Origin of the sequence: Dactylosporangium sp. NPDC050688 (genome assembly GCF_040654515.1) — a bacterium.
Classification (GTDB): domain Bacteria; phylum Actinomycetota; class Actinomycetes; order Mycobacteriales; family Micromonosporaceae; genus Dactylosporangium.
In genome coordinates this window covers 53,383-80,070 of the sequence record NZ_JBFAIC010000036.1, presented here as the reverse complement: position 1 = coordinate 80,070, position 26,688 = coordinate 53,383, and the positions used below count along the sequence as shown (strand labels likewise).

Here is a 26,688-nt window from a genome sequence, read left to right as displayed (position 1 = left end):
AGCGCCGGCTAGCGGCAGCTACGAGGCGCTGAGGCTCCGCTCTCGGTGACGACGGAGCGCTTCCTTGTCTGGTCGGCTCGCGGATCCGCTCGGCTGGCGTAGCGATACTCCATCGAACTGGGCATACTCGGAGCTTTTGAGTCTTGGATCTACGCGGACGCGGTTGCGGCCGTCGACCCAGATGAGCGTCTTGTCGAAGAGGTTGTGCAGGTCCGCACGTAGCAATAGGCCGTTGCTGACGTGGTCACGTCCGCCGCCGGCGACTGGGTCGATGTGGGCGGCCTGGAGCACGTCGCTGACGTCGCAGCCGCTGATCGCGCACCGTCCGTGGTAGGCCTTCATGAGCTCGGCCCGGAATGCCGGTTGGCCTTGTCGGTCCAGTACCTGCTGGAGTCTCCGGATGCGGGACTTCGGCAGTATCTGCGGTCGCGGTGCACGTACGGCATCGAGCCAGTCCTGAATCCGGCCGGTTTCGGCCGAGTCGAGCGTACGTACGGTCCGCGGCGAGGAGGACAGGACCTCGGGCGGCGTCGCGGCGGAGAGGAGCTGCCTGGTCGTCTGCGGATCCCACTGGATGTAGATCCGCCAACAGGTATGGGCTTCCGACCAGCGAGGATCATCAACGGCAACGCCGCGCGCGACGATCCGAGAGTACGGAACGCCTGCATACACCCAGATCGCGTCGCCGGCCTTCAGCAGGCGGAAGCTGCTGCCCAGGTGCCAATCTGCAATGTCGCCCGGTCGGACGGCTCGAAACATGTCGAGTACACCCTCGTCGTACCCCCACGCTTCCGGGTCGCTCTCATTGACTGGATAGACGTACTCGCTCATCGCATCACTGCCTGTCCTTTCGGCACTCACCGACTGCACCTGCTGTCGTCCCGTTGGGGTGCCCGATCGGGCCTCACTGCGGTCGTTGTTCTAACGACCCGAGACATACCTCCAGACCGCACGATCCAGGTCCCGAGGATCCACCTCAAGGCGCTCAGCGGCACCCAGGTAGCAGCTGTGCAAGTCGGCGTATGAGAGATCCGGCAAGCCGGCGTCGGCGGCAAACGAACGAAGATGAACATCGACTGCTGCAGTAGACGTGCCAGCCAAAATGCACAGGTAGTCCGCGGTCTTCGGACCCACACCATTTATCGCACGGAGTCCAATGACGTTGTCGCGGTTGCTGACGAAGGCCGCGAGTTGCTCGACCGTATCGACGCCGTGGGCGGCCAGGTGGAGCGCAAGTCGATGGATGCGGTCCGGCTTTTTGCCGGGCCACTTGAGCATCTCGCGTAGACGATCTGGGCCGCCGAGTGCCAACAGACCACTTGTTGTGTCCGCATCTGGCTGGTCGGAGCGGAACTGGCGCGCTCGGGCGTTCACCGTCTCGTATCGCATACCAGCCTGCAGAATCGCGTCCACGAGGATGGCGCCCACGTGACCGTAACCACTCTGCTGGTGAACGTCGATCGATAGGCCCACATGCCGGACGTGCGAAGCTAGTGCAACTGTGTGCGGCACGAGCCCGGTGGCTGGGTCCTGCATCCTACGATCTTCGCGCATCGAGGTAACCGTGATGCAACGAGGTCATCGGCAAGCTCGTCCAAATTCAGCGACCAGGCCTGCGGCACCGACTTTGTCGGTGTGCGTGAAGGTAGTGCGGCTGCACGCGCCGTACCACCGTCGTGTCCACCAGGCAGTCATCACGTCGGCAGCGGTCGGCCACGCTGCGCCCAGGTTCGGCAGTCAGCGGGCGACGGTGTGGGTCGCCACCAGCCATAGTGCATGAGCGCCGTAGTCGTGCAGCGCCTCCGCCAGGTCCAGCAGGCCGAGCGCGGTGATGCTCTCCTTGATGTCTGGCAGGTCGGCGTCGAACACGTGGGGTGGGGTGTTGTGCTCGCCGGCGACGCGAAGCGCGGCGGACACCCGTTGATGTGCCGCGGCAAGAGAGGCCGCAGTTGGCGCATCGAGGCTGGGGTTGTCAGCTGGGAATGGTGGAGCGGCCAGAAGGTGTGGCGTGACGTACAACGTTGAGACCGCTGCAACGTCGGCCAGCCGAAGATTGTCGGCGCCGATGCGGGCGTCGCCGGTGTGCAGGGTGTGCGCTACAGCGGCGGCGATCCGCGCCAGGTGCAGCGCCTGTCGGGCCCACAGACGCAGCAGCGCGTCGGCGTAGTCGGTGATCGCGCTGTACCGTTCGCTGGCACTGGCCGCTCGCACGCCCGCTGAGCCGGTGCGTTCGCCGACCAGTTCCGCGTCATGGATCTGCTGGTTGCTGGCGAACTCGGCGTGGTGCGCCGCCGCGAACGCCTGGACGCAGTCGTTGGCGGTCATCGCGGCTTCGAGCAGGCCGTCTACGACATCGACGTCGAACTGTTCTCCCCACCGTCCGGTGGGGAGCTCCCGTGGCAACAGGTTCATGCGCTCGATCCTGATGCGGCGAGCCGACGTTCGGTAGTTGGCCAGGGTTAGCCAGGTGGCGCACGCCGAAGGCCTTCAACTCGTCAGTTGGACGGTAGCGCCGGGTCTGACGCCCTTGCTTGCGCCGCCAGTAGGTCGGTGAGCGTTGCGACAGCGTACTGCAGGTGCTGGTCGGTGACGTCCATGTGGCATACGAGGCGTACCTGTCTCGCGGATACCGCGAAGCACAGTACGCCGCGGGCGGTGGCAGCAGCAGCGTAGGCGTCCGCGGTCCAACCGGCCCGGTCGACGTCGAGCATGACGATGTTGGTGTGCACGTCCGCCGGATCGACGACGCCGTACGGCTGAAGGGCTTCGGCGAGCGCCGCAGCGCGGTGGTGGTCGTCCTCGAGCCGGGCCAGCTGGTGGTCGATGGCGTAAATGCCGGCTGCGGCGAGAAGCCCGGCCTGCCGCATCGCACCGCCGAGGCGTTTGCGTACCCACCGCGCATGGTTGACGAGCTCTGCGGAGCCGAGCATCAGCGATCCTGCTGGTGCGCCGAGGCCCTTGGACAGGCAGACGGACATGGTGGTGAACAGCCGACCGTACTCGTGCAGGGCCACGCTGGCGGCGATGTGCGCGTTCCAGATCCGCGCCCCGTCGCAGTGCACCGCGACGCCGGCCGCATCTGCGACAGCCTGCAGCTCGACGAGCACCTCGACTGGGTGGACTCGCCCGCCGGCCCGGTTGCCGGTCTGCTCGACACCGATCGCGCGGGTCGGCACGGTGAAGTAGACGCCGCTGCGGATCTGCGCCGCGACGGCCGCCGGGTCCAGGACGCCGCCTGGGGCGGTGAACGTGCGAGTGGAGATGCCCCCCACGGCTGCCGCCGCGCCAGCCTCGTAGGTGACGAGATGCGCGTCGGTATCGGTCAGCAGTTCGTGGCCGGAGGCGACGAGGGACTGGACGGCGACCTGGTTGCTCATCGTGCCGGTCGGCAGCAGGAGCGCAGCCTCGTGGCCGAACAGCTCGGCAACCTTGGCCTGCAACCGGTTCACCGTCGGATCCTCACCGTAGCCGTCATCGCCGACGTCGGCTTCGGCGATGGCCCGGCGCATGCCGGCACTCGGGCGGGTGACGGTGTCGCTGCGCAGGTCGACGCGGAGAGTCATGGCCCGCTCCAGGTCCGGTCGGCGAGGTCTTTGATGAGGCTGGCGATCCGGGCCGGGTGTTGTAACGGCAGGTCATGGCCGCCGTCGAGCCAGACGGTATGCACCTGCCGACCGGATTGGTCGACGGTGCTGCGCAGCGCCGCCTCCAGCCGGTGCAGCTGTGCAGGACTCTTGGGACGTGCCAGGACAGCGGTCACCGGAACCTTGATCCTGGCGAGCAGCCCTGCGGGACGCTGGCACCACACGCTGTATGCGAGGCCGGTCTCGGCGCCCTGGTCCAGTCGCAGCCGCAGCCGGCCGGGCTCGGGCGCAGGCTGGTGGTTGGCGAGCACGGCAGGCAGCGCCGTGTCGGGCAGTTCGGCACCGCGTACCCAGGCAGCCAGGATTGCCGCGGTCGGTTCGGTCCGCCGGTCGTAGCGCATCAGCGCATGGGCGGTGTTCCAGTCTTCGCCGAACAGTGTCCGCGGGTCGGGTAGGCCACCTTCGACGCAGCAGACGCTGGCGACGAGGTCGGGGCGACGGGCGGCGAGTTGCAGGGCGACGGCAGCGCCCATGCTGTGCCCTGCCACGACGCAGTCGTGTAACCCGCGGTGGTCCCAGCGCAGGAGGCGGCGGCGGGGCAGATGGCGGGTGACGAGGTCCCACCACCGGTGTGTGGAGGCCAGCCCGTGCAGCAGCACCACCGGTGAACCGGTACCGCGCCGATCATGCACCGGCCCTCCGGTCCCGCCGACGCTGGCCGCCATCCGGCTGGCGGGCGGACGGGTGTCTATCGCGGCGTGGATGGCACACCTCCCAGATGGCCCGTACTCAAGGCAGCGATCCGGTCGGCGAGTTCTGCGCAGGTGGGATGGCGCATAACGTCGTCGAAGGCGAGATCGACGCCGAACATGTCGCTGAGCGCGACGGACAGTTCCGCCGCGAGGAGGGAGTGGCCGCCGACGTCGAAGACGTTGTCGTCAACGAGGACCGGGACTTTCAGGACGCGCGACGCGATCTTCAGCACTGCATGAAGCACGCCGTTCGCCGGCAGCTCACCGCGCGGCGCGCCGTCGGAAGATCCCTGGACATCCGACGCAGGGGGCGCGGACGCGATGGCCGGCGAGGTGGTGAATGCGGCGGTACGCGTGGCCCGTTCGATGAGTTCTGCGCGGTCGACCTTGCCGTTGCTGGTCAGCGGCAGGTGCGGGACGGCGTGGATGGTGTGCGGGGTCATGAAGTCGGGCAACCAGAACATGGCCTGGCTGGCGGCGGCCTCGTGGACCACGGCGGGTTCGGCGTGCGGGTCCGTGCCGACGACGTAGGCGACGAGCCGGCCGCCAGCGACGACGACGGTGCAGGACCGTACGGCGGGGTGGGTGCACAGCATCTGTTCGATCTCGCCGAGCTCGACCCGATGACCGCGGATCTTGACCTGGTCGTCGGCGCGGCCGGCGTAGACCAGGACTTCGTCGGTGCGGCGGGAGACGAGGTCGCCGGTGCGGTACCAGCGCTGGCCGTCGCCGTCGGTGGTGAACCGGTCGGCGGTTCGGTCGGGGTCGGCGGCGTAGCCGCGGGCGAGGCCTGCGCCGCCGACCCAGAGTTCCCCGACCGCTCCGGGCCGCACGTCGCGGCCTTGGTCGTCGACGACTCGGACGGTGACGTTGCGCAGCGGGACACCGATGTGGACCGGGGTGCCGGGGGTCATGACGCCGACGCTGACCGCGATCGACGCTTCGGTGGGGCCGTAGCCGTTGAGAACCTGTCGGTGCGGTGCCGTCCACCGGCGCACGAGGCCGGGGTGGCAGGGTTCACCGACCGAGACCACGGTATGCAGCGCGGGCAGGTCGGCGGACGGGACGGCGTCGAGGACGGACGGGGTGAGGGTGACGACCTCGACCGCGTGCCGGCGCAGGACGTCAGCGAGCGCAGCGCCCCCGGACCGTGCCGGTTCCGGGGCGAGGACGAGGGTGCCGCCGGCGGTGAGCGTGGTGAGGATTTCGCACATCGCGGCGTCCCAGCTCCACGCGGCGAACTGCAGCACCCGCGTTGCCGGGCGCACGTCGAACACCTCGGCGAGGTCGGTGACGGTGTTGAGGACGCCGCGGTGTTCCACCAGCACGCCGCTGGGTTTGCCGGTGGACCCGGACGTGAACACGACGTAGCACAACCGGTCCGCGCCGAACCGCGGCGCGTCCCAGCTCCGGGTCGCGGTGTCGGGCCGGCCTTCACCATCGGGCCGGTCCACGTGCCGCGGGGCGTGTCGCGGGTGGATGCCGTTGGCGTCGACGAGGAGGGCCACGTCGCACGCGTCCGTCATGTGCTCGATGCGCTGTGGCGGCCAGGTCGGGTCGAGGTAGAGGACGGCTGCTCCGGCGCGCAGGATGCCGAGCAGGTGCACGAGCCCGTCGACGGTCCGCGGGTAGGACAGGCCGATCACCTGGTCGGGTCTGGCGCCAAGCGCGAGCAGCCGGCGAGCGACCGCGTCGGCGGCGGTCGTGAGGTCCTGGTAGGTGCGGGCCGTGTCGTCGGTGAGGACGGCAGCAGCGTCCGGGGTCCGGCGGGCGTGCTCCCAGATCAGGTCGTGGACGAGCCGGGTCGACGGGGTCATCGGGCACCGGCGGTGATGTGCGGAGTGCCCGGGATGCTGCGGTGCAGCCGGACGGGCAGGGTTTGCAGGCCGCGGAGGTTGCCGTTGCGGCGCCAGGCCCGACCCGGCAGCGGCGTGAGGTGCAGGAACGTGCTGGCGAGGCGTTCCAGGGTGCGGCGGGTTTCCTGCCTGGCCAGGGGCGCGCCGAAGCACAAGTGCGGGCCGTAGCCGTAGGTGACCGGTTGCGGGCCCGGGCGGCCGGGCAGGAACCGGTCGGGGTCGCTGAAGGCGTCCGGGTCGCGGTTGGCGGCAGCGAGTATCAGCACGACGCTTGCGCCGACCGGGATGACGTCGCCGGACGGCAAGGTCAGCGGCGCGGTTGCCCGGCGGGCGGTGAACTGCGTTGGTGGGAACAGCCGGCCGACCTCCTCGATGACGTCGGGTATCCGGTCCGGTTCGGTCGTGACGAGCCGCCACAGGGCCGGGTCGTCGGCGAGGGCCATGACGCTGTTGGCGATCAGGTTGGCGGTGGTCTCATTCCCGGCGGTGATCAGCATCAGCAGGTTCGCGAGCAGTTCGTCACGGCTGATCGACCCGCCGAGCATCGCCGATACCAGGGCCGTGATCATCGACTCGCGCGCGTTGCCCGCGTTGGCGTCCGTCGTATCGTTCGCCGAGATCCGCTCCGCCACGATGGCTGAGGTGTGCCGGTCGATCAGCGTCTGCAGGTACGCGATCAGCTCGGCGACCGTGTGCAGGAGCTCGGCGCGGTTGCCGGTGGGCACGTGCCCGGGCGCGGCGACGATGTCGCTCCACGCGTGGGACCAGCGCTGGACGGTGGTGATGTCGACGTCGTGGATGCCCAGCAGCTGCTGGGTAACGAGGATCGGGACCTGGTCGGCGACGGCGGTCGCCACGTCGACCGGTTCCAAACGCTGGACGCTGTCGGTGATCGCGTCGAGCACAGCGTCGATTGCGGTGTCGATCGGGGCGGTGAGGTCGGTGCGGACCTTCCGGACCTGGACGGGTTCGGCCAGGGTCCGGCGCAACCGCCGGTGCTCGGGGTCGTCGACGAACGACACGTGCAGGTCGAGCAGCCGGAACGCCTCCTCGAGGCCGGCTCCGCCGAACCGGGCGAGAGTGTCGGTGTGCCGCATCTGCACGGTGGTGTCCGGGCTGGTCAGGACGTGCTTGACGTCGATGTGTCGGGACAGCAGCCAGGTGGAGATGAACGGGTCGAAGTACACCGGCGCGCTGGTGCGCAGCCGGGTGTAGTACGGCACCGGGTCGGCGATGACCTCCGGTGCTTGCAGGTTGTGCAGGGCCAGCTGCTGGTCGGCGGCGGTGATCGTCATCTGTGTCGTTCCCCCGTGTGCGGATGAGCAGGTCGGTGCGCGGACGGCAGTGGCCGCCGGATGCGGCCCATGGTCAGTCGGCTCCGCGGCGTGTTGCCCGGGACAGCGGGCCGGACGATCCTGCTCGTGGTGCGGACCGTCCGGCCGTGCCGCAGATGCGCGGCCGTCCAGTAGGGCACCGGGTCAGCCGGTGACCGGTGCCTTTGTCTGGCCCGGGGTGGGGATCGGCGCTGGGGGCGTTCCTGGACCGCCGGTGCCGGGCGGCGGGGTCGGGTTACCGGTCGGCGGCGCCGTCGTCGGGCCGCCGGTCGGGTTGCCCGTCGGGCCGCCGGTCGGGCTACTGGTGGGATTGCTCGTCGGATTCCCGGTCGGGCTCTTCGTCGGGCTGGCTGACCCCGTCGGGCTGATAGTGGGACTGCCGGTCGGGCTCTTGGTCGGGCTTGCGGTGGGACTGCCCGAAGGGCTGCCGGACGGCTTGCCTGTCGACGTCGGGCTGGCCTCTCCGCCAGGGGCGGCGCAGGTCGCGGAGGCGAGGTTGATCGTCGCGGCCTCGCTGCCGGCACCCGCGGTCAGCTTGACCTGCATCGCGATTACGGTCACGGACCCGTTCCCGTTCTTGATCTTCACGCCGTAGGCGACGGTGCCGCGCCGGCCGAGTGACCCGGCCGCAGTGCCGGAAACACTGCTGGAGGTGACGCCGTTGGTGCACGTGGCCGTGGCGCTCGACGCGGACACGAGGCCGTCGAACGCGGTGAAACCGGTGACGGTGGCTTTGGCCTTGCCGCCGCCCGCGCTGACCGTGGCACCGCCGACGGTGATCGTGCCGTCGGAGGATCGGGCGCCGCCGCTGCCGTTGCGGGTGGTGCCGTCGGTGGAGCTCACCGATGGGGTCGCGCCGATCGGTGCGGCGCCGCTGGCGGAGATGCCGTAGGCGGCGTCGTGGTAGGCCGGGGCGGCGCCGGCAGCGGTGGCATACAGCATGACGCCGAGCGTTCCGGCGGCGAGGGTTGCGGTGACGGCGACGACGCGCCGTGCGGTGCTTGCGCTCACAGTGCTCCCTTGAACGATGGATGGACATCAGGTCTTGCCGCCGGGCTTGAGCCGGTCCGACGTGGACCGGGCAGCGGCGTGCGGGTCAGGGGTCGATCCGCACGAGGGTGCCGAGGGGAACCCGGCGCAGCGCAGTGAGCGCGTCCGGGGGGATCCGTAGGCAGCCGTTGCTGACGGCGTGGCCGTAGACGCTGTCGTCGGGCCAGGTGTGCAATGCGGTGGTGGCCGGGCCGCCGTGGTAGGTGGCCAGGGTGGTGCTGTGCGTGCCGAGGGGCAGGATCACCGGCGAGTACGGCTGCGTCGGGTCGGTGATCGAGGCCAGGACGAAGGTGCGCCCGGTCGGTGTGGGTGTGGAGGTCGCGCCGACCGCGACCGGCCACTGCCCGGCCGGTTGTCCGTTGTGCCAGAGGGTGATCCGCCGGGCGGTGACGCTGGCGCGGATTTCGTACGGAGTGCGGGCGAGATCGAGGCGGGTGGCATCGAGCCAGCCGCTCGCGCCGTTGGGCCGGTTCGGCAGCAGCACCCGGACCCAGCCCGGCTGCCGGGCGATGACCGGCAGCCAGGTGGCGCTGCCCGCCTGGGTCGGCGGCAGCCGGGCGAACGCGGTCCCGCCGGGCGCGTCGTACACAGCCACGGTGGTGTAGTTGTGCACGACGGCGCCGTCGGTGCCCGCGGCCCGGTCGGTGTCGACCGGCGCGGCGGGGATGGACGTGTCGGTGGTGGCCTCTGGTAGGGCGGCGAGCTGCCCGGCGGTGACGGGCGGCGCGGCGACTGGGTCGTACCGCCACGTCGACGCGCTGGCCGACGGGCTGCTTGACGTGCTCGCCTCGCCGGGTCCGGGCGCGTGTTCCTGCTGGTCCGAGTCGTGGTCGATGGTGCGCCAGGCGAGAGTGAGCATGACGGCCAGGAACAGCAGGCTGGCGACGACGGCGGCGTACTCCCGGCGCCTGACATGCGTGCGGACGTCGCCGCCGTCGCCGTCGCTCATGACGTGATCGCCGTGAGGAACGCCGGGCCGGGCACGCCCAGGCCGGTGATCTGGTCGTAGCCGGGGCCGGTCCGCAGCGACTGGGTGCCGGCGTCCAGGTCGATCAGGTAGTCGCCCTGTGGGCTGTCGGCGCTGATCGCGGTGGTCCACACCCCGGCGCCGACGTGGGTGACGTCGGTGACGATCGGCACCCCGGCCGCCGCCTTGCCATAGAGCACCGGCGCGGCCAGGCCGATGACGAAGCCGTTGCCGGCCTTGCCCTGGGCGACCGCGGCGAGCGACGCGACGATGGGCGCGGCGAGGGAAGTGCCGCCGATCGGTCCGGCCCGGTACTGCCCACCGGCGGTCCAGCCGACGTAGAACCCGGTGAACGGGTCGGCGAGGGCCGAGATGTCCGGCACCGACCGGCGAGTCCCCGGCGTGTTCGCCTGCCAGGAGGGCTTGGCGAAGTAGGCGCTGGTGCCGCCTCCGGCACCGCCGATGAACGGCGGGTTGACCCGCTGCCAGGTGCCGCCGGTGAGCCGGTTCGCCGCGGATGACCAGCCGGTGTTGAACAGCACTTGGTTCTGCCCGCCGACGGCCGTGGAGGTCCCGCCGACCGCGGTGACCCACGGCGAGCTGGCCGGGAACAGCACGCTGGCGCCGTTCGAGCCGGGCACGCCGGAGTTGTCGCCCGCGTCGCCGGAGGAGACGTACGTGCCGATGCCCAGCAGCGCCGCCCGGGCCATGATGTTGTTGACCGCGGTCAGGTACGGCTGGTCGTTGGGCTCGCCGGTGGTGATGCCCCACGAGTTGGAGATGATCGTGGTGTCGATGGAGGCGTCGGCGACGACCTTCGCGACGGTGTCGGGCAGCTTGGTGCAGTCCGGCGCCGCCGCGTAGACGATCTTGGCATCGGGTGCGATGGTGTGCGCAGCCTGGATGTCGAGGGCCTGTTCCATGTTCCACGCGCCGACGTCGCAGCCGGCCACGGTCGACTGTGGCGCGTACTGCTTGACCACGAACCTGTCGGCGGGCAGCTGCGGGACGCCGTTGGTGGCGAAGGTCTTATTGGCGTCGGCCAGTGCGGTCGCCTGATGGTAGGCGCCGACGATGACGATCGTCTGGCCCTGGCCGCGGTCGTTCGCGCCGAGGCCGTACATGCTGCGCAGCTGGGGACCGTTGTAGCCGCACAGCATGTTCGACTGCTTGCCGGGATACTTCTGCGGGACCGAGCCCTTGTTCCACTCGCCGAAGTAGGTCGAGCAGTACTGCCCGTCAGCGAGGGGCTGCACCGCGGCGACCGGCCGCACCGACAGTGGTTTGGCGGCTCGCGGGGTAAGGCCCATGACGGCCTGGACATCGCTGCGGACCTTCGCCGGCACACGCGGGGTGCCGGTCGCGGTCAGGGCCCGCACCCCGTGGTTGGTGTCGGTGCGCAGCCCGACGCTGAAGGCGGCACCCACGGCGCGGGCGGTGCCGGTCACGGTGAGCTGGGAGCCGGTCTCGTCGAGGCCGGTCACCTGCAGTCCGGCCCGTTTCGCCCAGGTGGTCACCCGGGCCACCCGGGCGGGCGGTGCACCGAAGCGGTCCCGCAGCTGCGTGCGGTTCAGCCGCTTGCCGTGCTGCGGACTGTCCGGTGTGGACACCTCCGCGGCGAGGCGCTGCAGTCCGTCGGGGTCGGCGCTGGTCAGGTCGAGGGTGACGGTGACCTGCTGACCAGCGGGGACGGCGCCGCCGCCAGGCTGCACTGGTGCACCGTGTGCCGGGCCGACCATCGCGACGAGCGCGACAGCCGTACCAGCGGCGGCGGAGATGACAACGCGTGCAAGGCGCATAGAGGGGTTCCTTCCTGACCGTCGAAGGACAGACGGCAGCGATCAACACCGGCCCGGTAGGGCGGTGCTGATGAGCGGATGAGGCGTGCCGTGCTGCGACCGTGAGGCTGTCGGCAGATCGCGTAGGACCTACGCGGCTCGCGATCGACCGCGGATGCGCAGCAGCGAACCGGTCACGCCACCGACAATGGCCGCCGCGCCCAGGCAAAGGAACGTGTCAAGGGGTGTGCCGTGCAGGCACAACGCCACCCAAGACGCTGCCTACGTGACGGAAACCGCCCAGGAAGACCAGACCAATCCACTTCTTGTCCGTCAGAGCGAGTCCGGCACGAGCTCATGACACCCTGCCGCCCCTCGCTCGCAACCCTTCACGGTGCACCGACCAGGTCGGTCAGGTCGGGTGACGGGTGACGGGCCGCCCAGCCGAAGGATCTCGCCCGCGTCGGTACACGCGCGTCGAGCGATCTGCCGTTGGACGCTGTGTAACGCGTGAAGGACTTAACCGGAGGACCTGTCACCCCCGTCACCCTGAGGCCCGATCCGAACGCCACTGCCGCGTCCGCCTGAACCTCGCGGAGTCCGGACTTACCTTGCGGATGATCTCGCGGGCGGACCTGGATATCCGTGGCGGTAAGCCAACCGCGCACACAACACCCGGAATACGCCGCCGGGTGGCCGACCCGCTGCGGACGAAGGGTGGCGCGGGGTGCCCGCAGGGTCCGGCCTCGGCGGCGAGACCGCTGAGCGGCGCCTCATCCGTGGTCGGTCGATCGGCCCCTCGTGCGAGGCGAGCCGGGTCAAAGGTCGGCTGCTCGGTGGAAGGCTGCGAGGCCGCCACCGGCGATAGCCTGGCGTGATCAATCAATGACTGCCAGTGGGAGTCGATCCTTCTGCGCTGCCGCGCGTGGCTCCTGATGCCGAAGTCGCCTACTGATTTGGGGGACGCATGGTTCGTGCACGTCATGCCCACCGCCGCACCGCAGGGTCGAGGCCACGACGGGCCTTGACCGTCACGGCCGCCGCGGTCACCTGCGCGCTGCTGACCGGACTGACCAACGGCGCCGTGGTGCAGGCCGCAGCCGGCCCATCCAGCATGCCGGCGCCGCCCGCGGTCGCCACCCCTTCCGCAGCGATGCTGCCCGAGGTGGCCATGGTCTGCGGCGCCGGTCAGACCAACATCAATACCGCACCCGCCCACGAGCTGATGCGAGCCTTCACCCTCGACGCCCCGGTCGCCGCCCGGCTGATCGGGTACCGGCCGTACCTGGCCGTCAGTGACCTGCTCGTCGTCGAGGGCATCGGTGCCGACAAGCTCCGCCAGATCCAGGCGGCCGGCCGCGGCTGCGCCACACCGACCAGCACGCCTCCGCCGGCGCCGAGCCCGTGTGCCGGCGTCGACAAGGTCGACATCCAGTCGGCCACCGCCGAGCAGATCGCCCGAGTCGCCGGCATCAACAAGAACGCCGCCGACCGGGTCGTCGCGGCCCGGCCGTTCGCCAGCCTCCGCCACGTGACACCCGAACGCGTCCCCGGCGTCGGCAAGGGCAACCTCGACACCGTCGTAGCCCGCGCCTGCCTCACCCCGCAGCCGATCCGCGACGCCGCCACCAGCTGGCGGTGGGCATACCCGGCCTACGCCACGACCGCATCCCGTGACGGCTACGCCCTGACCGCCCCCGCCGGGGTCATCGACGCGGCCAGCGGCGCGTGGCTGTCCATCACCCCGCTGGCGACGCCGGACAACCTGCCCGGCCCCGCCTACCCCCGCGCCGACGTCCACATCCACGGCAACTGGACCGGGCCCCGCACCCCCGCCGGCGCCGCTGACGAGGTCCTCGTCACCGTGCCCGCCGCCACGTTCGCCGCCGACTTCGACCCCGCCGAGTCCGCCCCCTACATCAAACACGTCAGCGGCGACGGGGCCACCCGCGGCGGGGAGAACGTGTACGACGGCGGCAAGGTCACCGTCGACACCCGCACCGGCGCGGTGACCGCCTCGCTCACCAGCCTGTCGATCGTCGAATGGGCCAGCCGTGCCCTCAACTACGTGGTCGAGCCGGCCGAAGGCGTCCTGTTCGGCAACCGCTTCCCCGCCCCCACGTGCACCAGTCCGTGGACCCAGCAGTCCGGCACCGCCACCTACGTCAGTCCGGCCGGCGCTCACGTCGACCTGACCGGGGCACTGCTGAACCTGCCGGGCAACACCCCTCCCGTCGGCGGGTTCCTCATCAAGCACTGCGTCCAGAACGGCCCCGGCGCAAGCGGTTACCGCGGTGGGCAGGACGCCCGCACGGTGCTGCGCAACACCACCGGCACAGTGCAAGTGCTCAAGCGGTACGCCGGGGATGTTAGTGTCGCTGGCCCGACGTGGTCGTGGGACGAAGACATCGACATCTCCGAATACCTTGCAACCCAGGTCAACACTGGTGGCAACCTGTACCTGGCGCCGGGCAAGACAGGAACCGCGGACGTGCCGGCCGGCACGATGGGCAGCGCCCAGATGCAACCCGACCGGGTCCGGTCGCTGGTCAAGGTTGGCGCGGCCAAGATTCTCGACGAGATCTTCGACAAGTTCGGCGCGAACAAGATGTACTCGGACCCGAAGATCCGCAACTGGATCGTGCAGATGGCCGGCTGCGTCTACAACCGCTACAACGCCCTCGCCAGCGGCAACGGGTTCGCGAACACCGCCCGAGACTTCGCCGTCGCCGCCTACGGGTGCTTCAACTACGAAGGCATCTACGCACTGATCGAGAACTGGATGCGCAGCGCCCTCGCCAGCGGCGACCTCGACGGGGCCGGCTCGGTCCGCATCCACAAGGCCCTCGAGGGCCTGCGCGAGGTGTTCAAGTGGCTGGAGTTCGGCCAGATCGCCGTCGACGTGTCCGATGCGCTGATCTGGGGCTCGCTGCCGACCTCGCCGATCCTCATCGAGCACTACGCAGCCAAGCCGACCCGCGACGACCTCCACCGCATCGTCCAACCGGCGTGCGTGAGCCGGAACCTCTACACCTGGCGTATCGACATGCTCTGCCAGGACGCCGCGTACCGCCAGCAGCAGCAGCCGACCGGCGGTGGTGGCACCACCGGCCTCCCGGCCGGCAAGATCATCCGCGATCTCGACGGCCACGCGTGGCTCGTGACCACAGACGACCACAAGATGCACCCGATCGCCGACGGCGGGACCTACATCTGCCTCGCCAAGCACTACGCGGTCGACTGGGCCGTCGACGCCCAGGACTTCCTTGGCTACCGCCAAGCGTCCGGGCCGGACGGTGCCGCCGCATCCTGCGACGGCGCGCTCGCCCCGACCCGCAAGATCACCAAGGAGACGGCGCCCGACCTGTTCGCCGTACTGCGGATCGACGGCGGGCCGGAGTCGTGGATCGTGATGGGCGGCAACCGCTGGCCCATCCCGACCGGCACCGAGTTCAACTGCTGGGTCAACCCAGAGTTCCGCGCCAACATCGAGGTCGACGTCTACGACTTCACGACCCGCGACGAGCTCAGCACCTGGCCCGTCGGCAACGGCGCCATCAGCAACTGCGGCGACCCGGAACACCCGGCCTTCTAACCATCCCGCCTCGGGAGCCGAACACCGCCACCCGGACGGAATGCGGCCCCGGTCAGATGCTTGACCGGGGTCGCATTTGCCCAGGCGCTAGTGACCCATGCCAATGCCGCCGTCGACGGGAATGACTGCTCCGGTGATGTATCCGGCATCATCCCCGGCGAGGAAATGGACGAGCGCGGCAACTTCCTCCGGTTGACCGATGCGCTTGAGAGGGATTTCCGTGGCGAGCGCTGCGGCCTTCTCGTCACCGATCGTCGAGGTGACCATCTTCGTTGCCGTGAGACCGGGATTGACCACGTTGACTGTAATGCCGCGTGGGCCAACCTCGCGGGCCAGCGCGCGAGCCGCGCCGACGAGACCGGCTTTGGACGCGGCGTACGTCACCTGTCCCGCCTCACCGCGAAGCCCGACGACCGAGCCGATGAAGATGATCCGTCCCCAGCGGTTCACCATCATCCGACGTATCGCGCTCTTCGCGGCGAGGATCGGCCCGACGAGGTTCGTGTCAAGCACGCTGTCGATCATGTCCGGGGTGGTCCGCATCAGGAGTCCATCGGCAGTCACGCCGGCGCTGCAGACCAGCACCTCGACCGGCCCCTGCGCGGCCTCGACCTCCTTGAAGGCTGCGGCGATCGAATCCGGGTCAAGCACGTCGCACTTGACCGCCAGCAGGCCTTCCGGTGGCTCACTTGTGCGGAACGTCACAGCAACTTTGTGACCGCTCGCCGCGAAGCGCTGCGCCGTAGCCAGACCAATACCAGAGCTGCCGCCGGTAATCAAGATGGAACGCCCGCTCATGTGACCAGCTTTCGATACGTCGACCAATTGGCCGGAACTTGGTGGTTTGTGCGCCCGGTGTGTCGGTTTTCGCAGCAATTCCATCGCCTCAACACGCACGGTGGGCGCGCCTTACAGAGCGTGCTCTCGACACGCCTCAGGCGCCAGGGAGGTGACGGTTCATGAACTGGCTGTTCCGGAACTAGCACTTCCGAACACGTCAAAATGTGGTATTTGCCCGACACAGGATGCACATGCTGATTGACAACGCAAAATGGGCCGACTAAAACCGACCGTTGGAGGTGAACGATCTTCTGATTCGGGGATGGCCTGCGGTGTCTCGCGCCAGATCGGACCTTCGTCGCATTCGTCGCGACGTCGCGAGCCCGCATACCGCCACCCTCACACGTGTCGTACACAGACGGGGGGAAAATGTGGACACGACAGTGGTGCCTGCTGCGCAATTCGCGCCGGGCGAACAACTCCGGGAACTGCTGCCGAAATGGCGGCGGCGACTTGATCCGGGAGCCGTGCCGGGACTGCTCTACGGACGTAAGAGCCCGGCAAAGAAGCATGTCAGCCAAGAAGACGTCGCACACCTGATCGGCGTCTCAACGCGCTGGTACGCGAATCTCGAACGCGGCGAGGCAGGGCCGTACTCGATCCAGTTTCTGGACCAGGTGGCGGCGGCGCTGCGCTTGTCCCGCGAGGAGCGAGCCGTGCTGTACATGCTCGCTGCGGGTCACGAGCCTGACCGCCCGCGAGCGGTTCCGGTGGGCGACGAGTTTGCCGGGCTGCGGGCGATCGTCGCTGCACAGCCGTGGCCGGCGTATGTGTCCGACGACGCATGGGACTGTCAGTTCAGTAACGAACTCCACCAGAGCTGGTTCCCGCATTTGCAACATGAACCGAACATCATGCTGTGGCCGTTCCTGTATGCGGAGGCCAAGCTGCAGCTGGTCAACTGGGAACGCGACTGGGCGCGACCGATGCTGGCGCAGCTGCGTGCGGCAAATGCGCGCCATCCGGACAACGTACGGCTGCAGGAAATCATCCGGCGAGTTCTTGCCGGAAGTGCGGACGCTCGCCGGATCTGGGAGGAGAAGGCCGAGGTTCATCTGCATCCGGATGGTGACCGCAGGCTGATGCACGTCCCGCACTTCAAAAAGCCGAGGGTGGTTGAAATTATCGCGCTCACGGCGTTGAGGGCTGCCGGATTCCGACTGATGATGCTGATTCCGGTGGACGAGATGAAAGTGCCGTCTTAAGCATCAGTTCCGCGATGCATCGATGTACGCCTGGCCCATTCGCTCGAGGACTTCCGGTGGAGGAATTTTGGCGGCGCCTAGATGGTGATATTCGACGGCTGCGGTCGCGACGAGCCGTTCTCGCAGCGCAAGATCCTCGTAGGGACCGAGCGGCAACTCTGTAGCCGCGATCCAGTACGGCACTCCTGCGTCAAATCGTTGCCGCAGCTCGCTGCTGACCAGCTCAAGGTATCCACGGAAGTCCCTGACGCCCTGCGGACCGACGACCGGGCCGTGGCCAGGAACGATCCGCGTTGCCCCGGTCTGCAGGATGCGATCGCACGCGGATATCCAGTTCTGCAGTGGGCCTGCCCACATCACAGGGTGGTCGGAGAACAGGATGTCGCCGGCGAATACCAGGCCAGCGTCTGGGACGTGGACGATGACGTCACCGTCGGAATGGGCCGGGCCGACCTCGATGAGCACGACGGTGCGGCCACCGACAGCCCGTTCCTGGACACCGGTGAACGTCGACGTTGGCGGGACGACGACGATGCCGTCGAAGTCGAAGTCAGCGAAGTGCTGGCGGGTGTAGCGGCCCGCCGCGGTCGCAGCGAGTTCCTCGCTGAGCAACCGGCGCATCGTCGCTGGCGGAAAGTCGTGCGGCATTGCCGACGCGGTAGCTGCCGACGCCACGATGTCGGCCGCCGGGAACAAGCCGTTACCCCAGCAGTGATCACCGTTGGCGTGGGTGGTGACCAGCGTCGCGACCGGCGGGAGTCCAGCCATCTCGAGCGCTGCGATGAGTTGCCTGGTCATCGGCAACGTGTACTGGGTGTCGACCAGCAGCGTCTCACCGCCGGATACAACGACCCCGGCATTGCTATGGCCCCAACCGCTGTCGGAGTGCAGGTAGGCGTACACGCCTTCCCCAAGCTCCGCCAGCGACGCGCATCCCCCGCTCAAAGGCATACGGCATGTTCTCAACGGAACGGAGCAGAGACAACGGCCAATCAGATGAATGAATAAACGCTGCGGGCAGCGGAGTGCACCGAACAGGGGGCGCATTCCAAGCCAACCAGCATGTCCGAGATTGAACAGTTTTCGCCACAGTGCACCATAAGCAAACGGGGGAACAGATGATTATCTCGCGTAGATCACAGCTAGGCACTGCCGCCGCGGTCGCCGTCCTGCTGGCCCTGCCGCTGGCCGGGTGCTCCGGCTCGAGCCTCGACAGCGACGAACCAGGCACCTCCAACGACGGCCTCGTCATCGGCGTCGTCGTGCCGAAATCGGGGCCGTATCAGCCAATCGGCCAGGACATGCTCAAGGGCTGGACCACCTACCTCGACGAGCACGGCGGGAAGCTCGGCGGTCACCCCGTCCGAGTCGTGGAAGCAGACGAAGGCGACGGTGGGCCCACTGCCCGAGCTGCGGCGGACCAGCTCATCACGGCCGAGCACGTCGACGCGATCGTCGGCGTAGCCAACGCCGACGCAGTCACCAACATCGCAGGCCCCGCCACCTCCGCCCACGTGCCATTCATCGGCACCGGCGGCCGGCCGAGCACCCTGCAGGACCTGACGTACACGTGGCACACCTCGTTCGCCTCGACCGACTACGGCAAGGCGGCAGGTCCCTACGTGCGGACCGCCGTGGATGGGCCTGTATACGTCATCGGACCGGACTACCAAGGTGGCAAAGACCAGATCGGCGGGTTCGTCTCCGCCTTCACGGCCGCCGGCGGGAAGCTCGCCAACCCGGGCGGGCAGCCGACCTACACGCCATGGCCGGGTGACGGCAACTTCGGTCCGTGGCTGGCCAAGATCAAGGAGTCGGGTGCGAAGGCGGTGTACGCCTTCTACGCCGGAGCTCCGGCCGTGAGCTTCGTCAAGCAGTACGCCCAGTTCGGCGTCGGCGTTCCGGTCTACGCTCCGGCCTTCCTCACGGAGGGCTCCGCGCTGACGGCGCAAGGCGCGGCCGCAACCGGCATCACCACGATCGCCACCTACGACCCGACGCTCGACAGCCCGGGTAACGCGGCATGGGTCGAGGCGTACAAAGCCAAGCACGGCGGTGCGGCCCCGACCGTTTACGTCGAGACGATGTACGCCGCCGGAGCCGTTCTCGACAAGGCTGTCGCCGCGGCCGGGACCCGCGTGACGTCGGAGACGATCAATACGGCGATCGGCAAGGTCGGTGATGTCACCAGCCCGCGCGGCACATGGAAGCTCAGCTCGACGACGCACACACCGGTCCAGCGCTGGTGCGTCCGCCGGGTACAAGCCGCCGGAGCGGGCGTCGCCAACACCGTCATCACACAAAACCTGGCCACCGTCGGCGGCTGACCCGACAACACCGCGGAAGGGGTGAACCCGTGGCTGGGCAAGTGATCATCGCGCTGGATGGGCTGGCGTTCGGTCTGCTGCTCTACTGCGTGGCCGCGGGTCTCAGCCTGTCACTCGGCGTCGCCGGTGTGTTCCAGCTCGGCCACGGCGCGTTCTACCTGGCCGGGACATGCCTGGCCTGGTGGCTTGCCGAGGAGGGCAGCTGGCGCGGTTTCAGCGCCGCGCTTGTCGTCGGCGCCGCCGCCGGCGCAGTGGCCGGCGGTGGGCTCGGCGACGTCCTGCGTCACCTCCGTGAGCACCTCGACCAGGCACTGGCGACCATCGGCTTCGGCCTGATCCTCGTCGACATCCTCACCGCAAGTTACGGAGCCCAGCCCAGAGCGGTCGAACCGCCGCCCGGGCTGGGCGGCTCGATCGGCGTGCTAGGACGGTCATACCCGACGTACCGGCTCATAGTCATCGCGGTCGCGGCGGTCCTGGCCACAGTGCTGTACCTCGTGATCGAGCGCAGCCGTCCGGGGATTCTGGTGCGCGCAGTCGCCGCCGATCCTGACTACGTCGCGGCGCTCGGCGTCCAACCGCGACGGGTGCAAGTCGTCGTCATGGCCGCCGGAGGTGCGCTCACGGTCAGCGCAGGAGTCCTCGGCGCCCCGATCCTCGGACCGTCGCCAGGGCTGGACAGCACCATGCTGACGTTGTCCCTCATCGTTGTGGTCGCCGGCGGGCTCGATTCCATCCGTGGTGCACTGTTCGCGGCCCTGGCCGTCGGGCAGATCCAAACGACCGCCGCGGTCGCCTGGCCTTCCGCCGCCCCTTTCCTGCTGTTCGCCGTCCTCATCGCAGGACTGACGTGGCGCACGCGACGACACGCGAACACGGTGCGGGTCACGTGAGCATGGACCCGATAGCGCAGTCCAGTGCCGTGCACCGTCCACGTGCGGCCCACCGACTGGTCGTAGCGGCTGCCCTCCTCGCCGCAGTCGTCGCGCCCGGAGTCCTCGACGCGTACACGATCTCCCTCGCCACGTATGCCCTCGTGCTGGGGCTGTTGGCGAGCTCCGCGTATGTCCTGACTAACGTCGCCGGCCTACCAACGCTCGGCCAGGGCGCGTACCTCGCCATTGGCGGCTACACCGCAGCGGCCATCAGCCACACCATCACCACCAACGGTCCGGCGCAGCTGATCGCCGGAGCGGCCGCAGGAGCGGCAGCGGCCGCCGCCATCGGCGTTCTCGCCGCCAGAACCCGCGGCACGACGTTCCTGATCATCACGTTGGCCGTCGGCGCGCTCACCCAGACTCTCGCCAGCCGAGCCGTTCCACTCACCGGCGGAGACGCTGGCCTCGCGGTCGACCCGATCACCGTCCTGCCGGGCGCATCGCTGGTCACGGTCAAGGGCTATCTGTACTTGTACGCGCTGGTGTGCACCGTCATCATCGGCGGAGCGCTCACCTTGATGTTGCGCTCAAGGTTCGGACTCGCCGTCCGCGGGATCGCCGCCAACGAACCGCGTGCCCGCGCTGACGGTTACCCGGCCGACACCTACCTCTGGGTCACCTATACCGTCGCCGGTGCAGTCGCCGGCGCTGCAGGGGCAATCCTCGTCGCCACCCGCCACACCATCGCCCCTGTCGACGGGGGGTTCGTCGTGTCCGGACTCGCTCTGCTCGCTGCCCTCCTGGTGACCCGGACACTGGTCGGCGCACTGCTCGGGGCCACGGTCATCGTCGCCGTCCGCGACCTGATCGCACCCAATGTCCTGGCCGGCCACGCATCCGCACTCCTCGGCGGCCTGTTCCTCGCCGCCGCGTTCGCTCGAATACTGATCCGGCCACTGATCCACAGGTCAGAGCACGCACCCGCACGCAGGTCCCCATGATCGGAATCACTGTTGACATCGAAGACATGAGCCACCGATACGGCGACACCACGGTCCTCGAACAGCTGAATCTGCACGTTCCCGCCGGCGCCCGCCACGCCGTCATCGGCGCCAACGGCGCCGGCAAAACCACGCTGCTCGGGCTCATCGCCGGCACCTCCCGCCCGAGCACCGGCTCGGTGCACTTCGGCGGGCGCGACGTCACCCATCTGCCACTGCACCGCCGCGCTCAACTACGGATGAGTCGCACCTGGCAGCGGCCTGCCGTCATCGAGCCGCTGACCGCCATCGACAACGTCGCACTCGCACTACGCGGTCTGCGACTGGCATCCGCTCGGCGAACCGCAGCAGCGCTGCTGGCGCAGGCCGGGCTGGCCGAGAACGCCCATATCCTTGCCGGGCGTCTCCCGTACGGGCAACGTCGCGTGCTGGAACTCGTCACCGCGCTGGCGTCCCGCCCGCGGCTGCTCGTCCTGGACGAGCCCAGCGCCGGCCTGGACGACCTCGAAGCCGCGGACCTGCTGCAGCGGCTGATCGGCGTCTCCGACGACACCACCATCCTGCTGACCGACCACAGCCGTGCCCTCGTCGCCGCGGTCGCCGACACCGTTACGGTCCTGGAACGCGGACAACACCTCCGGACCGGGCCCACGTCTGTCGTACTGCGGGACGCGAACCCGTCACCGGCAACAGCGCCGGCGGCCGCGGCGCCGGTCGGCAAACAGACCGAACGCAACCCGTCGCGGGCACGGCCCGTCCTCGAAGTGTCGAACCTCAACAGCGGCTACCGGGATCATCACGTGCTCCACGACCTCGACTTCACCGTCGACCCGGGCGAGATCGTCGCCGTCGTTGGGTTGGACGGTGCCGGCCGCACAACGCTCGTCGACGCCCTCGCCGGAACGTTGCCGATCTGGCGACTATCCCGCATCATTCTCGCTGGCGTCGACGTCACCGGGCTCCTGCCCGCGCGACGTGCACGCATCGGGCTCGGGACCGTGCCTCAACGTCAGCTGCTGACACCGGCGCTGACCGTTGCCGAACAGCTGCGCATCGCCGACGTAGAAGTCAACGGCCTCAGCTCCGAGCTCCTCGCACTTGCACCATGGCTACCGCGCCGCCTCAGCCAAGCCGTCAACACCCTGTCGGGCGGCGAGCGGCAGATCCTCGCAGTGACCTGCGCATTGGCGCGACAGCCAAAGCTCCTGCTCCTCGACGAGGTCACGGAGGGTTTGGCCACCCCCGTAGTCAGCCAGCTCAGCGGCCTCCTCCGACTGCACGCCGCCCGAGGCGTTGGTGTCCTGGTTACTGACGGTCCGAGCGGGCACCTGGCCGCCGCCGCCGACCGAGTGCTCCAGCTGTTCAACGGACACCTGCAGCGCATCCGCTAGTGCCGGCCGCCAGGCGTGGGTTGCCGCCGGCGGCGGATGTATCCGGCACGACGACGTGCCTATGCAGCCCGCGAAGCCGAGAGGACCGAACGCTGATCAGTTAGATGTTCCGGGGGCCCGCTGTCACCTTCGGCCAGCTCGAAGTAGGGGTTTGGGGCGAGCCCGAGATCCTGCACCTGCACACCCAACGCCATGGCCAGAATGTGACGGGTGTATTCGTCCGGTTCGTGTCCGCCGGTTTCCCACCGGTACACCTGCCATCGATCAGTGCCCAAACCTCTGTACCGTTCAGCGATCAGCCTCATGCGGCTTGCAAGCCCCGACTGGGACATGCCGCGGATGAGCCGGTAATGAAAGATCCGTTCTCCCGGCGCCATCTGCTCGATTTCTTCGGCAGTCGGCAGCCGGTCCGGCAGACGCCGCCGACTCATACCACACCCCGCATCAACGCTGGCCTGTTCCCGTGGCTCATGTTCGTATTCCCCCGTTTGACTGCGTCGTAGGCACAACCTCGAGGTCGGCAGCGCTTGGCTAGCTGACCTGCAGGCGTGCACGCCGTGGCACTGCTGCGGCAATGACCTGCCCGGGGCACACCGTGACACTCCGTGCACCTAGGCAGCACTTCGCCTGCCAGCATGCAATGCGACGATCAAAGGCACCATGAAGCATCCGGTACCAGAACTGCCCGGTACCGGCACTGGTAGTGCCGAAAAGCGCTTTCCGTTCCGTGGCGAACTCGCTCAGTAGGGACGCCAGCGCCTTCTATCTCTCGCGCCGTAGGGTTCGCGGGCTCGCCGCGCGTTTCAATTCGGTGCATGCCGATGGGCGTTGCGTTCGCGACGATGTGTCAACGGCCGAGCTGCGGAATCCACGACCGCTGTACTCGATCCACATATGCTGTGGCGGCCGCTTCTGGCGCTTTGATCAGGCCGGCGGTGACGAATGTGGCGATGATCGCCCGCAAACCGGGTGCCGCGATGCTGTCGGCCGTGATATCCGGCAGAGCAGCGGTCGGCAACTGCTGCGTGGAACGTGCCGCCGCGCTCCGAACTTCGGTGTTTTCGGGGAGCAGGGCCGCGAGCCGGCGGATCACCGCGCCGGCGGCATCGGCTGGCATCTCGAGATCAGCGGCGATGCGCGCGGCGAGGTCCGGCCCGTACACGTGGTGCAGCGCATCCGGGTCGACCGTCAGGAGCTTGCCCGCGAGCCGCTTGTCGAGCACGCCGTGGCGGGCGAGATACAGCAGCGAGCTGCGGATGGCGGTGCCGTCGCCTTGGCGGCGCCGCCGGTGTCCGTACGCGGTCAGCAGCGCGACGAGCACGTCCACCAGGGCGGGCGGCGAACTTCCACGAGCGGCGCCGATCTCATCGGCGGCGCGGCCGGTGAACGGTTCGCCGTGTTCGACGGCTCGGAGGGCGTCGCGAACAGTCGAGTTCTCCGTCACCCATTCATGGAACGCTGGGCCGGTGTCCGGAATGCCGCAACGTTGTGCCAGCTGCCGCCACGGTGGGATGACGGTGAGGTACCACCGGATGAGTGCCAGGTACCGGCCCGCTGCCGTCCGGTCGTCGAGCCCTTGCCGGCTCGCCGTGGCGCGGATACAGGCGCCGACCTGGGTCTCCCACGTGCCCCAGAGCTCACCCAGCCGCAGTGGACCGTACGCGTCGCGTTGGAGCAGCTGGTCCGCCCGCGTACTGGAGGTGCCGTACTCGCCCAGCAGCCGAGCACCCTCGGAGAGGTAGTTGTCCGGGTCTTCGATCTCGTGCAGCGGGACCGGCGGCTTGGCGTCGGCCTCCTGCATCGCGCGCGCGATCGCGACGTGATGGAGCACTGCCGCCCACGTGTCGTCGGACAGCTGCACAGCGGCGTTGAACCCTGGAGGCATCGGTCCGCCCGTGACGGCGCGAGCGTGGTCTGCGATGACGCGCCACATGGCCAGCGCCTGCCGACGGGAACGTTCCGCAGCGCGTTCGGCGAGGATCTTGGTCGCGGCTGACGTACCGGTGCTGTTCAGCAACGGCTCGCCGCGGAGCACCCGGACGTGGATCTCGGCCGTCTCAACTGCGGCCAGCTCACCAACCGGTACATGCTCATGAAGCGGCGTGATCAAGGGTTGGAGGTTCGCGGCAGTCAGCTCAGCCAGCCAGACCCGCATCGACTCCGACGTCGGGCTGCTGAAATGACCGGCAAGCCGGGACGCCAACGGCGAGGTGGTCGCTCCGACGTAACGACCTTTCCGGGTCCGAGGATCTTTCAGCAGGTAGACGGTGCCGGTAGTCGCTGCAACGGCAACCTTCGCCACGAGTGCCTCCTGTCGAACCCGTTCCGGACATCCTGCAGACAGGATGCCCGGTGGGTACGACAGTTTTCCGACTGGAAGGCCGTATCGCAGTAGGGGCGGCCGATCGGACGGGCGCAGGTCGCCGGGCCCACGGTGCCGCCGTCTGGGGTGCTGGCGCTAGCAGGCGGTCGTCAGTGACGGGGAAGGTCGGTGTACCAGGGACGATGCCGCTCAATGGCATAGCCGGCATTGAGCACCGCCACGTCGGCGCCGCGCCGACCGATGAGTTGCATGCCGATCGGGAACCGACCGGCGAGCCCGGACGGAACGGTCAGACTCGGATGCCCGGTGAAGTTCGTCAGGTATGTCATGGCCCAGCCGATGAGCGGGTTGACGCCGACACCGTTGATCGATGCTGGTCCGACGGTGTAGCCGGTGGGACCGTTCGGTACGGCCGGGACCGCGAGGGTCGGACAGACGATCAGGTCGTAGCCGGCGAAGGTCCGCTCGAGGGCGGCGTTGACGGCCACGCGTAGGAACGCGGCGTGCTGGTACTGCACTGCGCTGGTCTCCTCGCCGCGGCGGATCATGTCGACGAGGTCCGGGGACAGCTGGTCGGTGATGGCAGGGTCGAGCAGGTCGACGGGGGCGCCTTCGACGAGGAACAGGTCCCTGCCGTGCGCATACAGCGCCGACTGCAGCATGACCCACAGCGCGGACAGGTCGTCCTGGGTGACCGGCCGCCCGGCCGGAGACCGCAGCGGGTGGATCTGCACCTGGTCCAGGCCGAGGGACACGGTGGTGACCGTGGCCCCTGCGGCGCGCAGCGCTGCGAGTCCGGCGGGAATCGTGGCGGCCACCGCCGGGTCGACGGGGAACAGGTCAAGGTCAGGGCTGTAGGCGACCTTCACGCCGTGCAGCCGGCCGGACAGCCCGCCGGTGTAGGTGCGCGGCGCGTCGAGCAGGGAGAACATGTCGACCGGGGACGGGCCGCCCATGACGTTCATGAGCAGCGCGGTGTCGGTGACCGTGCGGGTGATCGGGCCCGGTGTCAACATCGGGGTGTGCGGCAGCGGCGGCGCATCCTGCGGGATACGACCCTGGGTCGGTTTGAGCCCGACGACGCCGCACAGCGCGGCCGGAATGCGGACGCTGCCGCCGGCGTCGGAGCCCTGCGCGAGCGGCACCAGGAACGCAGCGACCGCGGCAGCCGCGCCGCCGCTGGACCCGCCGGCGTTGTAGTCGAGGTCGAACGGGGTGCGGGTCGGCCCGAACACCAGGTTGTCGGTGGTGCCCTTGTGCCCGAGCTCGGCGGTGTTCGTCTTCCCCACGACGATCGTACCGGCGTCGATGAGCCGCTGGATGTACACCGACGTGAACGGGGCGGTGAACCCGAGCTGCTGGAACGGCCGCGACCCGAAGGTGTTCGGGACGTCCTTGACGTAGTCGAAGAGGTCCTTCACCGCCAGCAGCAGCCCCTCCAGGGGCCGGTTCGTCCCGGCCCGGTAGCGGCGGTCGGCCTCTCGGGCCGCGGCGTAGACCTGTTCGTCCGGCAGGACATAGACGAAGGCGTTGATCGCCGGGTTCACGCGGCGGATCCGGGCAAGGTGTGCCCGGGTCAGCTCGATGACGGAGATCTTCCGGCGACGCAATAGCTCCAGCTGCACCGTCGCGGGCAGGAGGCATGGCTCCTCATCCGTCGGCACCGCGCCGGCGTACGGCAGCGGAGGTCCAGGTGGCGGCGGCACGGCCAGGGCCGAGTGGGCAGGCATCAACGCGGCCACCCCTGCGGCGGCCGTGAGCAGAGTCCTTCTGGACAGGTGCATGCATTCCCCCATGAGTTGGTCGA

Annotated in this window: 21 protein-coding genes; 6 read left to right on the top strand and 15 right to left on the bottom strand. The window is 68.9% G+C overall.

All coding sequences use genetic code 11. The features are described from left to right. Nucleotides 1-18: 18 nt before the first annotated feature. The 10 genes from AB0H83_RS29710 to AB0H83_RS29665 form a co-directional block, all read right to left on the bottom strand. Complete coding sequence (locus tag AB0H83_RS29710; RefSeq protein ID WP_360100259.1) at nucleotides 19-831, bottom strand: HNH endonuclease; 813 nt, start codon at nucleotides 829-831, stop codon at nucleotides 19-21. Nucleotides 832-921: 90 nt separating this feature from the next. Beyond that, nucleotides 922-1,428 carry a hypothetical protein gene (locus tag AB0H83_RS29705; RefSeq protein ID WP_360100256.1) on the bottom strand — a complete coding sequence of 169 codons (507 nt, stop codon included), beginning with the start codon at nucleotides 1,426-1,428 and terminating at the stop codon, nucleotides 922-924. A gap of 309 nt (nucleotides 1,429-1,737) precedes the next feature. After that, entirely contained in the window at nucleotides 1,738-2,325 is a 588-nt protein-coding gene (locus AB0H83_RS29700; protein WP_360100253.1) for a hypothetical protein, read from the bottom strand. Nucleotides 2,326-2,495: 170 nt separating this feature from the next. Then, nucleotides 2,496-3,563, bottom strand: a complete 1,068-nt coding sequence (locus AB0H83_RS29695) for a GntG family PLP-dependent aldolase (protein WP_360100250.1) — start codon at nucleotides 3,561-3,563, stop codon at nucleotides 2,496-2,498. Continuing rightward, nucleotides 3,560-4,309, bottom strand: coding sequence for an alpha/beta hydrolase (locus tag AB0H83_RS29690; RefSeq protein WP_360100247.1), 750 nt, complete (start codon nucleotides 4,307-4,309; stop codon nucleotides 3,560-3,562). The genes AB0H83_RS29695 and AB0H83_RS29690 overlap by 4 nt, the downstream gene beginning before the upstream one ends. Nucleotides 4,310-4,332: 23 nt before the next feature. After that, nucleotides 4,333-6,153, bottom strand: coding sequence for a non-ribosomal peptide synthetase (locus AB0H83_RS29685; RefSeq protein ID WP_360100244.1), 1,821 nt, complete (start codon nucleotides 6,151-6,153; stop codon nucleotides 4,333-4,335). Further along, complete coding sequence (locus AB0H83_RS29680; protein WP_360100241.1) at nucleotides 6,150-7,487, bottom strand: cytochrome P450; 1,338 nt, start codon at nucleotides 7,485-7,487, stop codon at nucleotides 6,150-6,152. The genes AB0H83_RS29685 and AB0H83_RS29680 overlap by 4 nt, the downstream gene beginning before the upstream one ends. Before the next feature lie 183 nt (nucleotides 7,488-7,670). Beyond that, on the bottom strand, nucleotides 7,671-8,537 hold the full coding sequence (locus AB0H83_RS29675) for a hypothetical protein (protein WP_360100238.1): 867 nt from the start codon (nucleotides 8,535-8,537) through the stop codon (nucleotides 7,671-7,673). A gap of 85 nt (nucleotides 8,538-8,622) precedes the next feature. Then, nucleotides 8,623-9,525 (bottom strand): L,D-transpeptidase, encoded by a 903-nt coding sequence (locus tag AB0H83_RS29670; protein WP_360100235.1) that lies wholly within the window; start codon nucleotides 9,523-9,525, stop codon nucleotides 8,623-8,625. Then, nucleotides 9,522-11,255, bottom strand: coding sequence for a S53 family peptidase (locus AB0H83_RS29665; RefSeq protein WP_360100232.1), 1,734 nt, complete (start codon nucleotides 11,253-11,255; stop codon nucleotides 9,522-9,524). Before AB0H83_RS29665 ends, AB0H83_RS29670 begins: the two co-directional genes overlap by 4 nt. Nucleotides 11,256-12,345: 1,090 nt before the next feature. Between AB0H83_RS29665 and AB0H83_RS29660 the strand changes: the two genes are divergently transcribed. After that, nucleotides 12,346-14,916 carry a hypothetical protein gene (locus tag AB0H83_RS29660; protein ID WP_360100229.1) on the top strand — a complete coding sequence of 857 codons (2,571 nt, stop codon included), beginning with the start codon at nucleotides 12,346-12,348 and terminating at the stop codon, nucleotides 14,914-14,916. Between the two features lie 87 nt (nucleotides 14,917-15,003). Here AB0H83_RS29660 and fabG read toward each other — a convergent pair whose 3' ends face one another. Next, nucleotides 15,004-15,714 (bottom strand): 3-oxoacyl-ACP reductase FabG, encoded by a 711-nt coding sequence (gene fabG / locus AB0H83_RS29655; RefSeq protein WP_360100331.1) that lies wholly within the window; start codon nucleotides 15,712-15,714, stop codon nucleotides 15,004-15,006. Between the two features lie 413 nt (nucleotides 15,715-16,127). On the opposite strand from fabG, the gene AB0H83_RS29650 reads away from it, so the two are divergent. After that, nucleotides 16,128-16,961: a helix-turn-helix domain-containing protein gene (locus tag AB0H83_RS29650; RefSeq protein WP_360100226.1), complete on the top strand. Its 834-nt coding sequence runs from the start codon at nucleotides 16,128-16,130 to the stop codon at nucleotides 16,959-16,961. Between the two features lie 3 nt (nucleotides 16,962-16,964). On the opposite strand, the gene AB0H83_RS29645 is transcribed toward AB0H83_RS29650, so the two are convergent. After that, complete coding sequence (locus AB0H83_RS29645) at nucleotides 16,965-17,864, bottom strand: MBL fold metallo-hydrolase (RefSeq protein WP_360100223.1); 900 nt, start codon at nucleotides 17,862-17,864, stop codon at nucleotides 16,965-16,967. A gap of 215 nt (nucleotides 17,865-18,079) precedes the next feature. On the opposite strand from AB0H83_RS29645, the gene AB0H83_RS29640 reads away from it, so the two are divergent. The 4 genes from AB0H83_RS29640 to AB0H83_RS29625 are packed head-to-tail and all read left to right on the top strand — an operon-like array spanning nucleotide 18,080 to nucleotide 22,558. After that, the gene (locus tag AB0H83_RS29640) at nucleotides 18,080-19,288 is read left to right on the top strand and encodes an ABC transporter substrate-binding protein (protein WP_360100220.1); all 1,209 of its coding nucleotides are present in this window, start codon (nucleotides 18,080-18,082) and stop codon (nucleotides 19,286-19,288) included. A 29-nt stretch (nucleotides 19,289-19,317) separates the two neighbouring features. Beyond that, entirely contained in the window at nucleotides 19,318-20,181 is an 864-nt protein-coding gene (locus tag AB0H83_RS29635) for a branched-chain amino acid ABC transporter permease (protein ID WP_360100217.1), read from the top strand. A gap of 2 nt (nucleotides 20,182-20,183) precedes the next feature. Continuing rightward, a complete protein-coding gene (locus AB0H83_RS29630) occupies nucleotides 20,184-21,167 on the top strand; it encodes a branched-chain amino acid ABC transporter permease (RefSeq protein ID WP_360100328.1) in 984 nt (327 codons plus the stop codon). Then, nucleotides 21,164-22,558 carry an ATP-binding cassette domain-containing protein gene (locus tag AB0H83_RS29625; protein ID WP_360100214.1) on the top strand — a complete coding sequence of 465 codons (1,395 nt, stop codon included), beginning with the start codon at nucleotides 21,164-21,166 and terminating at the stop codon, nucleotides 22,556-22,558. The genes AB0H83_RS29630 and AB0H83_RS29625 overlap by 4 nt, the downstream gene beginning before the upstream one ends. A gap of 59 nt (nucleotides 22,559-22,617) precedes the next feature. Here AB0H83_RS29625 and AB0H83_RS29620 read toward each other — a convergent pair whose 3' ends face one another. From AB0H83_RS29620 to AB0H83_RS29610, 3 genes are all read right to left on the bottom strand, one after another. After that, nucleotides 22,618-22,989: a helix-turn-helix transcriptional regulator gene (locus AB0H83_RS29620; RefSeq protein WP_360100211.1), complete on the bottom strand. Its 372-nt coding sequence runs from the start codon at nucleotides 22,987-22,989 to the stop codon at nucleotides 22,618-22,620. 416 nt (nucleotides 22,990-23,405) lie between these two features. After that, on the bottom strand, nucleotides 23,406-24,860 hold the full coding sequence (locus AB0H83_RS29615) for a hypothetical protein (RefSeq protein ID WP_360100208.1): 1,455 nt from the start codon (nucleotides 24,858-24,860) through the stop codon (nucleotides 23,406-23,408). A 170-nt stretch (nucleotides 24,861-25,030) separates the two neighbouring features. Continuing rightward, entirely contained in the window at nucleotides 25,031-26,611 is a 1,581-nt protein-coding gene (locus AB0H83_RS29610) for an amidase (RefSeq protein WP_360100205.1), read from the bottom strand. Nucleotides 26,612-26,688: the final 77 nt, after the last annotated feature.

What these genes read in the sequence shown, in the direction of transcription:
- AB0H83_RS29685 (WP_360100244.1), bottom strand. Translation starts at nt 6,153, where the DNA reads ATGACCCCGTCGACCCGGCTCGTCCACGACCTGATCTGGGAGCACGCC.
- AB0H83_RS29690 (WP_360100247.1), bottom strand. Translation starts at nt 4,309, where the DNA reads ATGGCGGCCAGCGTCGGCGGGACCGGAGGGCCGGTGCATGATCGGCGC.
- AB0H83_RS29710 (WP_360100259.1), bottom strand. Translation starts at nt 831, where the DNA reads ATGAGCGAGTACGTCTATCCAGTCAATGAGAGCGACCCGGAAGCGTGG.
- AB0H83_RS29700 (WP_360100253.1), bottom strand. Translation starts at nt 2,325, where the DNA reads ATGACCGCCAACGACTGCGTCCAGGCGTTCGCGGCGGCGCACCACGCC.
- AB0H83_RS29625 (WP_360100214.1), top strand. Translation starts at nt 21,164, where the DNA reads ATGATCGGAATCACTGTTGACATCGAAGACATGAGCCACCGATACGGC.
- AB0H83_RS29620 (WP_360100211.1), bottom strand. Translation starts at nt 22,989, where the DNA reads ATGAGTCGGCGGCGTCTGCCGGACCGGCTGCCGACTGCCGAAGAAATC.
- AB0H83_RS29630 (WP_360100328.1), top strand. Translation starts at nt 20,184, where the DNA reads ATGGACCCGATAGCGCAGTCCAGTGCCGTGCACCGTCCACGTGCGGCC.
- AB0H83_RS29695 (WP_360100250.1), bottom strand. Translation starts at nt 3,563, where the DNA reads ATGACTCTCCGCGTCGACCTGCGCAGCGACACCGTCACCCGCCCGAGT.
- AB0H83_RS29640 (WP_360100220.1), top strand. Translation starts at nt 18,080, where the DNA reads ATGATTATCTCGCGTAGATCACAGCTAGGCACTGCCGCCGCGGTCGCC.
- AB0H83_RS29610 (WP_360100205.1), bottom strand. Translation starts at nt 26,611, where the DNA reads ATGCCTGCCCACTCGGCCCTGGCCGTGCCGCCGCCACCTGGACCTCCG.
- AB0H83_RS29670 (WP_360100235.1), bottom strand. Translation starts at nt 9,525, where the DNA reads ATGAGCGACGGCGACGGCGGCGACGTCCGCACGCATGTCAGGCGCCGG.
- AB0H83_RS29680 (WP_360100241.1), bottom strand. Translation starts at nt 7,487, where the DNA reads ATGACGATCACCGCCGCCGACCAGCAGCTGGCCCTGCACAACCTGCAA.
- fabG (WP_360100331.1), bottom strand. Translation starts at nt 15,714, where the DNA reads ATGAGCGGGCGTTCCATCTTGATTACCGGCGGCAGCTCTGGTATTGGT.